Source organism: Roseateles sp. DAIF2 (genome assembly GCF_015624425.1).
Classification (GTDB): Bacteria; Pseudomonadota; Gammaproteobacteria; order Burkholderiales; family Burkholderiaceae_C; genus Kinneretia.
Window position 1 is genome coordinate 5,768,823 of record NZ_CP049919.1, and the last position, 11,571, is coordinate 5,780,393.

Consider the following 11,571-nt stretch of genomic DNA (forward strand, 5'->3'; position numbering starts at 1 on the left):
CTCTTGCGTTGGTCAGTGCGGCTTCTTGTCGGCTTCGATGTCCACGTAGCTCCACCAATCCTGCTTGAACGGATGGCGGCGATAGCCGATCAGCTGCGGCTGGGCCAGGTCAGTGATGAATCGATGCGCCTTGTGCTTGTAGGGCATGTAAGCGGCCATGATGCGATCGCTTTCGCGGAACAGGGCGGCACGCTCGGGACCGTCAGGCATCGGACCGACCTGCTCGAACAGGCGGTCGGCCGCCGGCAGGCGGATGCGCGCGAAGTTCTGGCTGCCGATATAGCTGGAAGCCAGGCTGCTCAGGAAATCCTGCGGATCGGGCATCGAGGCCGAGGTGGCCAGGCTCCAGATCTGGAACTTGCCGGCGCGCAGCGCCTTGTAGTTCTCTGGCCACTTGCCCACCTTGAAGCTTACGCGCAGCCCCACCTTGCTCAGGGACTTCTGCCAGATCTCGTCGACCTGCCGCTGCGCGCCGTCCGGTGTGGTCAGGCTTTCCAGCACCAGCGGGCTGCCGTCGGGGCGGTCGCGCCAGCCGTCACCGTCCTTGTCCACATAGCCATACATGTCCAGCAGGGCCTTGGCGCGCGCCGGGTCGTAGTCGCTCATCTCGCTCTTGAACGCGGGATCGTAGGCACTGGTGCCCGGCGGATAGATCGATTGCGCGACGATGGCCTGGCCGCGGCGGGCCACGCGGATCTCCTGGTCCATGTCCGAGGCCAGCGAGATGGCACGGCGCAGCGCGACGCGCTCGGGCGTGTAGCCGCCGATCACCGGATCTTCCAGGTTGAAGACCCAGAAGCCCACGTCCGGGGTCAGCACCCGATAGCCATGCATGCCCTTCTTGAGCAGATTGGGCGCCAGCTTGCCATTCGGCATCGCCTGGCTGATGAACTCATTGGGCACGCGCTCCAGCAGGTCGAACTCACCGCCGAGGAAGGACAGCCAGCGCGGCTGGCTCTCCTCGATGATGGACACCTCCACCCGGTCGATCATCGGGATGCGACGCCCTTTGAAACGAGCCAGCAAGGCCTGACCCTCGACATCATCGGCGGCCGGCTCCGCCTCGTAGTAACGCTCCCGGTAGCCGGGGTTGCGCTCCAGCACGATCTTCGAGCTGCGGCGCCATTCCTTCAGCACGAAGGGGCCGGTGCCGACCGGATGCTCCATGGTCTTGCCCGGATAGGCCTCGATCACCTCGCGCGCGACAGCCCCATAAAGGTCGGTCTGGGCCATGATCTGGGGCAGTCGCGGGCGCGGTTTGTCCAGGCGCAGCTGCAGGGTGTAGCGGTCGAGCGCGCGCAGACCCGCGATCGGCTTGTCATAGTCGAAGGGCTTACCGGACTGTCGCAGTTGGTCGCGGTACTCGGCCAGCCCCTGGATAGCCAGCCCCTCGATTTCGCTCCAATGGAGCGAAACCACCTCGGGGTCGGCCACACGCCGGAGCGCATAGAGGTAGTCCGCGGCCACCAGCTCACGCTTCTTGCCCTTGAAGGCCGGATCATCGGCAAAGTAGATACCGGGCTTGACTTTGAAGGTCCAGGTGCGGAAGTCTTCGCTGGAGACCGGCATGCCCTCGGCCGTCAGCGGGATCAGCCGCGCCGGTTGCGCCAGATGGTCGTAGCTGTACAGGCCTTCGAAGATATGGGCGGTGACGATGCGCGAGTAGATGTCAAGGATCTTGGTCGGGTCGAAACCCGTCTCGGCCACCGGGAAGGCGTAGCGGATCAACTTGGGTTCGGCCGCCTGCACCGAGCCGGCACCGAGCTGCAGGGCCAGCAGGCCGACCAGGCCGGCGCGCCAAAGAGTCTTCTTGATCATGGGTGTGAGGGACGCTTGCTGTTATCGATGTCCACGTACTGCCACCAGTCCAGCGCGAACAGCGGGCGGCGGTAGCCGCTCAGCCAGGGCTGGGCCATGTCGGTCAGGATGCGGTGCACATGCTGCTTGTAGGGCAGGTAGGTGGCGGCGAGGCGCTTGCCGTCATGGATCAGGGCCAGGCGCTCCGGGCCATCCGGCAGGGCCTGCATGCGCTCGTACAGCGCGTTGAACTCGGCCATGTCGAAGCGCGACAGGTTCTGCCCGCCGATGGCCGGCCCATAGAGGCGCTGCAGCGCCGGCTGGGCATCGGGACGGTCGGCCGCCGAGGCCACGCCCCACATCTGGAACTTGCCGCCGCGCACGCTCTTCAGGTTCTCCGGCCATTTGGCGGTCTTGAATGTCAGGCGCAGCCCGACCGCCTGCAGGTTCTTCTGCATCAGCTCGTCGAGGCGGCGCGAGGCGTTGTCGGGCTGGGTATGGCGCACCAGCAGCAGCGGCTGGCCATCGGGCTGCTCGCGCCAGCCATCGCCGTCACGATCGCGGTAGCCGTACAGCTCCAGCAGGGCCTTGGCGCGGGCCGGATCATGGTCGCTCAGGCTGCTCTTGAAATCGGCCGTGTAGCCGGTGGTGTGCGGCACCACCGGCGACTGCGCCGGGATCGCCTGGCCATGCCGGGCCAGCTGGATCTCGCGCGGAATGTCGATCGCCAGGCTGATCGCGCGGCGCAGCGCGACCCGCTCCGGCGCCATGCCGCCGACCACCGGGTCCTCCATATTGAACACGGTCATCGTCGATTCGGGGCCGACGATGCGAAAGCCCTGGATGCCGCGCTTGGCCAGATTGGGCGCGACCTTCCCGTTGGGCATGGCCTGGCTGATGAAGTCGGCCGGCACGCGCTCCAGGAAATCCTTCTCGCCATTGATGAAGGACAGCCAGCGCGGCTGGGCCTCCTCGATGATCGCGATCTCGACCCGGTCGATCATCGGCAGGCGGCGGCCCTTGAGTTGCGCCAGCACCGCCCGACCCTCGGCATCGTCCGCGGCCGGTTCCGCCTCATAGAAGCGCTCGCGATAGCCGGGGTTCTTCTCCAGCACGATCTGCGAGCTGCGCCGCCAGCTCTTCAGCTGGAAGGGGCCGGTGCCGACCGGATGGGCCATGATGCGGTCGCCATAGGCCTCGACCACCTCGCGCGCCACCGCGCCATAGAGGTCGGAGCCGGCCATCATCGCCTCGATCAGCCGCGGGCGGGCCTGCTCGGTGCGCAGCTGCAGGGTGTAGCGGTCCAGCGCGCGCAGGCCTTCGACCGGCGCGGCATAGTCGAAGGGCGTCTTGTGCTTCAGCGCCCGCTCGCGCAGCGCCTTCAGGCCCAGCAGGCCGGCATCGTCGAAGGTGGACCAGAACGGGCTTTTGACCGCCGGATCGGCAAAGCGCTTGAAGCTGTAGACATAGTCCTCGGCGACCAGCTCGCGCTTCTTGCCGCCGAAGGCCGGATCGTCGGTGAAGAAGATGCCCGGCCGGATCCGGATGGTCCAGGTCCGGAAATCGTCGCTGACCTCGGGCATCGCCGCGGCGGTCAGGGGCCGGAGCTTGGCGGGCTGGGCCAGCGGGTCGTAGTGGTACAGCGTCTCGAAGACATGGGCCGTGACGGCGCGTGAATAGAGATCGGTGATCTGGGCCGGATCAAAGCCGGTCTCGGCGATCAGGAAGGCATAGCGCAACACCTTGGGTGCATCGCCGCTCCCTTGCGCCAGTGGAGCCGCCGCCAGCGCTGCGCAGGCCAGCAGGGCCCGGGTCAGGATCTTCTTCATCGGGCCCATCCAGCTCAGGGAGTCTTGCCTTGCTGCTTCGCCAGCACCTCGTTGTCGATGTCCACGTACTGCCAGAAGTCGCGCAGGAACACGTTGCGGTCGAAGCCGATCACCCAGGGCTGGGCCAGGTCGGTGAACAGGCGGTGCACCGAGATCTTGTAGGGCATGTAGGCGATCATCAGCTTGGCCGCCTGCTCCATCACCGCCTGGCGCTCGGGGCCATCGGGCAGCATCTTCTGCTTCTCGTACAGCGCGTTGTAGGCCGGCAGGTCGAAGCGCGACTTGTTGGACTGGCCCTTGGCGCGGCCGTCGCCCAGCGCCAGGAAGGTGTCGCCGTCCGGCGCGGTGGCGACCCAGGAGACGCCCCACATCATCAGCTTGCCGGCGTTGGCGCTCTTCAGGTTCTCGGGCCATTTGGCGGTCTTGAACTCGATGCGCACGCCCAGCGCGTCCATATTCTTCTGCCATTGCTCGATCAGCTGGCGGCTCTGGCTGTCCGGCTGGGTCGAATACTCCAGCAGCAGCGGTTTGCCATCCGGCAGGTCGCGCCAGCCGTCGCCGTCCTTGTCGACATAGCCATACATGTCGAGCAGGGCCTTGGCCTTGGGCAGGTTGAACTCGCTCATCTCGGACTTGTAGTCCGGGCGGTAGCCGTAGGTGCCGGGACTGAACGGGCCCTGGGCGGCCATCGCCTGGCCGCGGCGCGGCAGCATGATCTCCTTGTCGATGTCCACCGCCAGGGAGATCGCGCGACGCAGCGCGACCTTGTCCGGCGTGTAGCCGCCGACCACCGGGTCCTCCATATTGAAGTAGGAGAACGCGACCTCGGGATAGGGGAAGCGCACCGAACGCATGCCCTGCTTGGCCAGATTGGGCGCCAGCTTGCCGTTGGGCGTCGCAAGGCTGACATATTCCGACGGCACCTCCTCCAGCACATCGGCCTCGCCGCGCAGGAAGGACAGCCAGCGCGGTTGGTTCTCCTCGATGATCGCGATCTCGACACGGTCGGTCAGCGGCAGGCGCCGGCCCTTCAGCTTGGCGGCCTGGGCCTTCAGCACCGGGTCGGCATCGGCGGGCGGCTGTTCGTTGTAGAACTCCTCGCGGTAGTTCGGATTGCGCTCCAGCACGATGCGCGAGCTGCGGCGCCATTCGGCCAGGCGGTAGGGCCCGGTGCCGACCGGGTGCTCCATGATCTTCTTCTCGCCGTAGAACTCGACCACCTCGCGCGCCAGCGCGCCGAGGAAGGCCGAATCGGCGAACTGGTTGATGAAGCGCGGATCGCCAACACTCAAGCGAATGCGGAAGGTGTAGCGGTCCAGCAGCTGCAGGCCCTCGACCGGGCGGTCGTAGTCGAAGGGCTTCTTGCTGGCCAGCACTTCCTTGCGCAGTTCCGACAGGCCCAGGATGCCGACGTTCTCCAGCAGGTAGAGATTGCGGCTGTTCAGCTTGGGGTCGTAGTGGCGCTTGATCGAGTAGATGTAGTCGGCCGCGGTCAGCTCGCGCTTCTGCCCCTTGAAGGCCGGGTCGTCGTTGAAGTAGATGCCGGAGCGGATCTTGAAGGTCAGGGTCTTGAAGTCCTCCGACACCTCGGGCATCGCCACCGCGGTGGATGGGCGCATCTGGAAGGGCCGCGCCAGATAGGCGAACTCCAGCGGCGCCTCGAAGATGCCGGCCGAAACGGCTTTCGAATAACGATCGGTGATTTGCGCGGGATCAAAGCCGGTTTCCGCAACGCGGAAGGAATACCTCAGCACCTTGGGAGACTCGCTCGCCTGGGCGGCGGCGGTCAGGGAAAGGGTGCCGAGCAGGGCGGCCAGGCAGGCGGCCCGTGCAAAACCACGTCGCATCACGTCAGAAATCCTTATCGAAAGCCAGGGCACCGTCGTCCTTGTGGGCGGCGGCGTTGCCTCATATCCAGGGAGCCGGCGCGTGATGGGCGCGGGCTCGGAGAAGCCGCGCAGTCTACGGCGCCAAGCGGCCAAAAGCCATGCACGGCAACCCCAGGCCGGCCGGCTTGGGGTGCGCTGGGCGCGCATTTTGGCCCATAAAACCGCCGGCCGACCCGATGCCATCGGATGTTTGGGCGCGTTTTCCCTGCAAACCCAGGGCAAATGCGGGTTGTCCCGGGGCTGGCCTCCATTAGACTCGCGCCTGTTTTCGCCTGGGACCCCGTGCGCCACAAGTGCCCGGGGTTTCGTTTTAGACCTTGCATGGAGACCGACAGCGATGGCGGCATACCTGATAAGGCGCCTGTGGCAAATGATTCCCACGCTGTTGGGTGTCGTGCTGCTGGTGTTCTTTCTCTTCAAATACTTCGGTGGCGACCCCGCCGAAATTCTCGGCGGCCTGAATGCCAGCCCCGAACAGATCAACGCCATCCGTGAGCAGCTGGGCCTGAACAAGCCCGTCTGGGAACAGCTGTGGATCTTCATCAAGCAGATCGTCACCTTCGATTGGGGCAAGAGCTGGGCCACCAATGAATCGGTCGCGAGCCTGTTCTCCAGCCGTCTGCCGGCCACCCTGACGGTGATGCTGCCGATCCTGCTGCTGGAAGTGCTGCTGGCCATCCCCTTCGCGCTGGCCGTGGCCTATGTGCGCGGCAGCCTGACCGACCGCGCGGTGATGATCATCACCACGGTGGCGGTCTCGATCTCGCTGCTGGTCTATGTGATCGTCGCGCAGTACGTGTTCGCCTTCCGCCTGGGCTGGTTCCCGGTGCAGGGCTGGACCGACAGCGTCTGGACCAACCTGACCACCTATGCGCCGCTGCCGGTGCTGGTGGCGGTGGCGGTGGCACTGGCCCCGCAGACGCGCCTGTACCGCACCTTCTTCCTGGACGAGATCGGCCATGACTATGTGCGCACCGCGCGCGCCAAGGGCATGACCGAGCGCACCATCCTGCTCAAGCATGTGCTGCGCAACGCGATGATCCCGATCCTGACCAACGTCGCCGTGGCGCTGCCGGGCGTGTTCGTCGGCAGCTTCCTGCTGGAAGTGTTCTTCTCGATTCCGGGTCTGGGCCGCGAGATCCTGCTGGCGGTGAACCGCAGCGACTATCCGGTGATCCAGGCCTTCGCGATCTACATCGCCTTCCTGACCATGGTGGTCAATCTCCTGACTGACCTGCTGTACAAGCTGGTCGATCCTCGCGTGGTGCTGAAATGAGCGCAGTGCTTTCCCAAACCGCGACTGCCCCGAAGGCGCAGCGTTCCGAAGGCGTCTGGGCCGCGTCCTGGCGCCGCATGCGCGCCGACAAGGTGGGCATGGTCTGCATGACCATCGTCGCGCTGTTCCTGCTGCTGGTGCTGGCCTCCGGCGTCGGCCTGGTCGCGAAGAACTGGCAGAAGGAAGTCGGCGTACCCAACGCGCCGCCGACCTTCATGGGCCCGGCCCCGGCCGAGGCCATCGGCACCATCGCCGTACCCAAGGGCCCGAACGTCGACCTGAGCGACATCGACCCGCTGGCCCCGCGCTATCAGGAGTGGGACGAGCGCGCCAAGCAGTTCAAGACCGAGGAGACGGTCAAGTCCGAGACCCTCACCTTCGGCGGCGACCGCCTGGGCCGCGACGTGCTGGCCAAGGCCATCAAGGGCGCCGAGGTCTCGATCATGGTGGGCGTGCTGGCGGCCGTCGTGGCCACCATCATCGGCACCGTGCTGGGCGCGATCTCGGGCTTCTTCGGCGGCAAGGCCGGCGACTTCCTCGAGTGGCTCTACAACGTCTTCACCGCCATCCCCTCGATCCTGCTGATCTTCGCCTTCGCGGTGATCTTCGGCCGCGGCGTGCTGTCGGTCGTGATGATCCTGGGCCTGGCGGGCTGGCCCGGCATCTACCGCCTGATCCGGGCCGAGTTCATGAAGCATTCGGTGCGCGAGTACGTGCGCTCGGCCGAGGCCATCGGCGCCTCCAAGGCCAGCCGCATGTTCAAGCACATCCTGCCCAACGTCTCGCATGTGGCCCTGGTGCAGCTGTCGCTGCATGTGGTGAGCTTCATCAAGAGCGAGGTGATCCTGTCCTACCTGGGCCTGGGCGTCGGCGTGGACCAGGTCTCCTGGGGCACGATGCTGGCCGAGAGCCAGAGCGAGCTGATCCTGGGCTACTGGTGGCAGCTGGCCGCCGTGACCGCCTTCATGGCGGTGTTCGTGACCGCCTTCGCGCTGTTCACCGATGCCTTGCGCGATGCGCTGGACCCGAAACTGCGTGGCCTGGAGTAAGAACATGCTGCTGAGTATTCAAGACCTGAAGGTCGCCTTCCGCATGGGCAAGGTCGACGGCCAGATGCAGCGCCAGCTGGCCGTCAAGGGCGTCAGCTTCGACATCCCTGAGAACAGCACCGTGGCGCTGGTCGGCGAGTCGGGTTCGGGCAAGAGCGTCACCGCGATGTCCATCCTGAACCTGCTGCCGAGCAATGCGGAGCGCGAGGGCAAGATCCTGTTCCAGGGTCGCGACCTGCTGCAGACCTCGCTGCCCGAGCTGCAGGCGGTGCGTGGGCGTGAGATCGCCTGCGTGTTCCAGGATCCGATGACCTCGCTGAACCCCGTGTTCACCGTGGCCGACCAGATCATGGAGCCGCTGATCAAGCACATGGGCATGTCGCGCAGGCAGGCCCTGGTGCGCGCCGAGGAGCTGCTCAACGAGGTCGGCATCCCCGAGCCCAAGCGCCGCCTGAAGGCCTATCCGCACGAGATGTCCGGTGGCCAGCAGCAGCGCGTGATGATCGCCGTGGCGCTGGCCTGTTCTCCCAAGCTGCTGATCGCCGACGAGCCCACCACGGCGCTCGACGTGACGATCCAGCGCCAGGTGATGGAGCTGATGGCCAAGCTGAAGGAGTCGCACAAGATGAGCATGCTGTTCATCTCGCACGACCTGGGCGTGGTCGGCGAGATCTCGGACCATGTCGTCGTGATGCGCCATGGCCAGATCCGCGAGAAGGCGCCGGTGGCGGAGATCTTCAAGAACCCGCAGGACAGCTACACCAAGGCCCTCTTGGCCTGCCGCCCCTCGCTGACCGAGAACCCGGCGCGCCTGATGGTGATCGACGATCACATCGCCGGCCGCGCCGCTCAAGGCACCGGCAAGGCCAAGGACCCGAACGCACCGGTGATCCTTGAGGTGCAGGGCCTGAAGAAGAGCTTCTTCTTCAAGAGCGGCCTGTTCGGCAAGAAGGAGTTCAAGGCCGTCAAGGGCGTGAACTTCAAGCTGCGCAAGGGCTACACCCTCGGCGTCGTCGGCGAGTCCGGCTCCGGCAAGACCACGATGGGCCTGACCCTGCTGCGCCTGCACGAGCCCAGCGGCGGCCAGGTGCTGTTCGAGGGCAAGGACCTGCTGAAGATGAGCGGCAACGACTGGCAGAAGATGCGCCGCCGCATCCAGGTCGTGTTCCAGAACCCGTACGCCTCGCTGAACCCGCGCTTCACGATCGGCCAGACCCTCTTGGAGCCGATGGAGATCCATGGCATCGGCAAGAGCCTGGCCGAACGCCAGGCCCGGGCCAGCGAGCTGCTGAAAAAGGTCGGCCTGGACGACAGCGCGCTCAACAAGTACCCGCACGAGTTCTCCGGCGGCCAGCGCCAGCGCATCGCGATCGCGCGCTGCCTGACCCTGAACCCCGAGGTGCTGGTGCTGGACGAGGCCGTCTCGGCACTGGACGTGTCGGTGCAGGCCCAGGTGCTGAACCTGCTGAAGGATCTGCAGGACGAGTTCGGCCTCTCCTACATCTTCATCAGCCATGACCTGGCCGTCGTCAAGTTCATCTCCGACGAGGTGCTGGTGATGCAGAACGGCGATGTGGTCGAGCAGAGCGAGACGCAAGCCCTGCTGGCCGCCCCGCAGCAGGAATACACCCGCCGCCTGCTGGGCGCGGTGCCGCGCGGCTATCAGGAGACGGCCGCCGCGGCCGCTGCCTGACAGTTCTCGGCCTCAATGAGAAGGGCGGCTTTCGGGCCGCCCTTTTTCATGGCGCGGGCGGGACCCCTCCTGTCTTCATGAAGCGCTTAGGCCGGGCCATTGCATTCCGCCGAACATGCAATTAAAGTGATATCACTTTTAAGGGAGTGACATCACATGAGCAACAACGGCATCGGCGCGGGCCGCCAGGAAACGCCGGCCAGCACCGCCAACGGCTATCTGGCCATCCTGCTGGGCCTGGGCGCGCTGGCGGCCGGCGTGCTGCTGGCCTGGCTGACCCACGGACGACCGGCCACGGCCCTGATCCTGAGCGGCCTCCTGCTGGGCGCCGGCGGCGCGATGCTGGCCGGCCTGTACATGCAGCAGCCCGGCGAGGGCCGCATCCTGACCCTGTTCGGCCAGTACCGCGGCACCGACCGCCAGACCGGCCTGCGCTGGGCGAACCCGCTGACGACGCGCCGGCGCATCTCGCTGCGCGCGCGCAACTTCAATGCGCCGACCCTGAAGGTCAACGACAAGCGCGGCAACCCGGTCGAGATCAGCGCCGCGGTGGTCTGGCGGGTCGAGGACACGGCACGCGCAGTGTTCGAGGTCGACGACTACGAGCTCTATGTCAGCATCCAGGCCGAGGCCGCGATCCGCCATCTGGCCGCCCAGTTCGCCTATGACGAGGGCGAGGACCTGGCGCCCGGCGAGACCACCCTGCGCGCCGGCGCCGAGGAGGTGATCAGCGCGCTGAAGACCGAGCTACAGGCGCGCTTCGCCGATGCCGGCGTGGCGGTGCAGGACGCCAAGATCACCCACCTGGCCTATGCGCCCGAGATCGCCCAGGTGATGCTGCGCCGCCAGCAGGCCGAGGCCATCATCAGCGCCCGCAAGAAGATCGTGCAGGGCGCGGTCAGCATGGTCGAGGAGGCGCTGAAGGGCCTGTCCGAACGCTCGATCGTCGAGCTCGACGACGAGCGCAAGGCCGCGATGGTGTCCAATCTGCTGGTGGTGTTGTGTTCGGACAAGGACACCCAGCCGATCGTCAACGCGGGCACGCTCTACAACTGAGCCCGGCCGCGCCATCCACAGGGAACCACACCATGACACCGCGCCGCTTCCGCCAGCTGTTGAGCCTGGCCATCCTGCTCGCCATCGCCTCCGCCTGCGTCGACCTGCTCTTCCCCCAACTGCTGCCATCGGCCTTCCGGGACCTGATCACACAGCATGATGCCGCCAAGCCAGTCTGGCTGATGGTGGTCATGGGCCTGGCGGGCCTGGCCTTCCTGGCGACCGGCCTCTGGTCCACGATCGGGCTGTTCCGTTTTCGCGCATCGGGCCGACGCTGGTCGCTGATCCTGTCGATCGCCGTCCTGCCCCTGCTGCTGCTGATGGGGCCGGTGGCCCTTTCCAGCCTGGCCCTGGTGCTCACCGAGCTCTCGCTGATGCTGTGGGGCGGCGCACTCGCCCTGGCCTACTACCATGCCGAGCTGGCCGCGCGCTTCGACGCGGGCTCGCCCCAACCCGGCGGAGACTGACGCGCGATGAGCTGGCTGTTCCATCTCGCCTGGCTGGGCCTGCTCGGCTTCCTCGTCGGCAGCTTCGATCTGCTGCCCGCGCAGGTCGGCGATCCGGGCAAGACCGTGGCGCGCGAGAGCTATCTGGCGCTGATGCTGGGCCTCGCCGTGCTGGTGCCCTGGCTCTGCACCCATGGCGGCCTGCTGATCGCGCGGCGCTGGCCGCGGCACTTCAACATGCCCCACAAGGACTACTGGCTGGCCGAGCCGCGACGCGCCGCCAGCCTGGCCTGGATGCGCGGCTTCCTGTTCGCGCTGGGCCTGCCGATGCTGCTGCTGCTTGCCAGCGTGCACTACGAGGCCCTGAGCACCGCCCAGCCCAGTTGGCCGCAGCCCGGCGCCTGGCTGTGGGGCCTGCATGGGCTGCTCGTGCTGGCCCTGTGCCTGCTGCCGCTGGCCGCGTTCCGGCGCTTTCCGGCGCCGCCGCGCCCGGTGGAGACCAAGAGCCGGCGGCCGCGCCAGGTCCGCCGCTAGTC

9 protein-coding genes are annotated in these 11,571 nt (G+C 66.6%); 6 read left to right on the forward strand and 3 right to left on the reverse strand.

The features are described from left to right. Positions 1-12: 12 nt before the first annotated feature. From G8A07_RS26565 to G8A07_RS26575, 3 genes are read right to left on the reverse strand one after another with little or no spacing between them, the layout of a single operon-like run. The gene (locus G8A07_RS26565; RefSeq protein WP_195794901.1) at positions 13-1,818 is read right to left on the reverse strand and encodes an ABC transporter substrate-binding protein; all 1,806 of its coding nucleotides are present in this window, start codon (positions 1,816-1,818) and stop codon (positions 13-15) included. Next, positions 1,815-3,626 (reverse strand): ABC transporter substrate-binding protein, encoded by a 1,812-nt coding sequence (locus G8A07_RS26570; protein ID WP_195794902.1) that lies wholly within the window; start codon positions 3,624-3,626, stop codon positions 1,815-1,817. The genes G8A07_RS26565 and G8A07_RS26570 overlap by 4 nt, the downstream gene beginning before the upstream one ends. 14 nt (positions 3,627-3,640) lie before the next feature. Continuing rightward, entirely contained in the window at positions 3,641-5,473 is a 1,833-nt protein-coding gene (locus G8A07_RS26575) for an ABC transporter substrate-binding protein (protein ID WP_195794903.1), read from the reverse strand. Between the two features lie 379 nt (positions 5,474-5,852). Between G8A07_RS26575 and G8A07_RS26580 the strand changes: the two genes are divergently transcribed. The 6 genes from G8A07_RS26580 to G8A07_RS26605 all read left to right on the forward strand — a co-directional run bounded on the left by G8A07_RS26580 (position 5,853) and on the right by G8A07_RS26605 (position 11,569). Beyond that, positions 5,853-6,791, forward strand: coding sequence for an ABC transporter permease (locus tag G8A07_RS26580; RefSeq protein WP_195794904.1), 939 nt, complete (start codon positions 5,853-5,855; stop codon positions 6,789-6,791). Then, complete coding sequence (locus G8A07_RS26585) at positions 6,788-7,840, forward strand: ABC transporter permease (RefSeq protein ID WP_195794905.1); 1,053 nt, start codon at positions 6,788-6,790, stop codon at positions 7,838-7,840. The genes G8A07_RS26580 and G8A07_RS26585 overlap by 4 nt, the downstream gene beginning before the upstream one ends. Positions 7,841-7,844: 4 nt before the next feature. Then, entirely contained in the window at positions 7,845-9,533 is a 1,689-nt protein-coding gene (locus G8A07_RS26590) for an ABC transporter ATP-binding protein (protein ID WP_249937154.1), read from the forward strand. Positions 9,534-9,689: 156 nt separating this feature from the next. Then, the gene (locus G8A07_RS26595; protein ID WP_195794907.1) at positions 9,690-10,589 is read left to right on the forward strand and encodes an SPFH domain-containing protein; all 900 of its coding nucleotides are present in this window, start codon (positions 9,690-9,692) and stop codon (positions 10,587-10,589) included. A gap of 32 nt (positions 10,590-10,621) precedes the next feature. After that, entirely contained in the window at positions 10,622-11,056 is a 435-nt protein-coding gene (locus G8A07_RS26600) for a hypothetical protein (protein ID WP_195794908.1), read from the forward strand. Positions 11,057-11,062: 6 nt separating this feature from the next. Beyond that, a complete protein-coding gene (locus G8A07_RS26605) occupies positions 11,063-11,569 on the forward strand; it encodes a hypothetical protein (RefSeq protein WP_195794909.1) in 507 nt (168 codons plus the stop codon). Positions 11,570-11,571: the final 2 nt, after the last annotated feature.

Bases quoted from the DNA above. Each gene is read 5' to 3' on its own strand.
- G8A07_RS26600 (WP_195794908.1), top strand. From the start codon at position 10,622: ATGACACCGCGCCGCTTCCGCCAGCTGTTGAGCCTGGCCATCCTGCTC.
- G8A07_RS26590 (WP_249937154.1), top strand. From the start codon at position 7,845: ATGCTGCTGAGTATTCAAGACCTGAAGGTCGCCTTCCGCATGGGCAAG.
- G8A07_RS26575 (WP_195794903.1), bottom strand. From the start codon at position 5,473: ATGCGACGTGGTTTTGCACGGGCCGCCTGCCTGGCCGCCCTGCTCGGC.
- G8A07_RS26570 (WP_195794902.1), bottom strand. From the start codon at position 3,626: ATGAAGAAGATCCTGACCCGGGCCCTGCTGGCCTGCGCAGCGCTGGCG.
- G8A07_RS26565 (WP_195794901.1), bottom strand. From the start codon at position 1,818: ATGATCAAGAAGACTCTTTGGCGCGCCGGCCTGGTCGGCCTGCTGGCC.
- G8A07_RS26580 (WP_195794904.1), top strand. From the start codon at position 5,853: ATGGCGGCATACCTGATAAGGCGCCTGTGGCAAATGATTCCCACGCTG.
- G8A07_RS26595 (WP_195794907.1), top strand. From the start codon at position 9,690: ATGAGCAACAACGGCATCGGCGCGGGCCGCCAGGAAACGCCGGCCAGC.
- G8A07_RS26605 (WP_195794909.1), top strand. From the start codon at position 11,063: ATGAGCTGGCTGTTCCATCTCGCCTGGCTGGGCCTGCTCGGCTTCCTC.
- G8A07_RS26585 (WP_195794905.1), top strand. From the start codon at position 6,788: ATGAGCGCAGTGCTTTCCCAAACCGCGACTGCCCCGAAGGCGCAGCGT.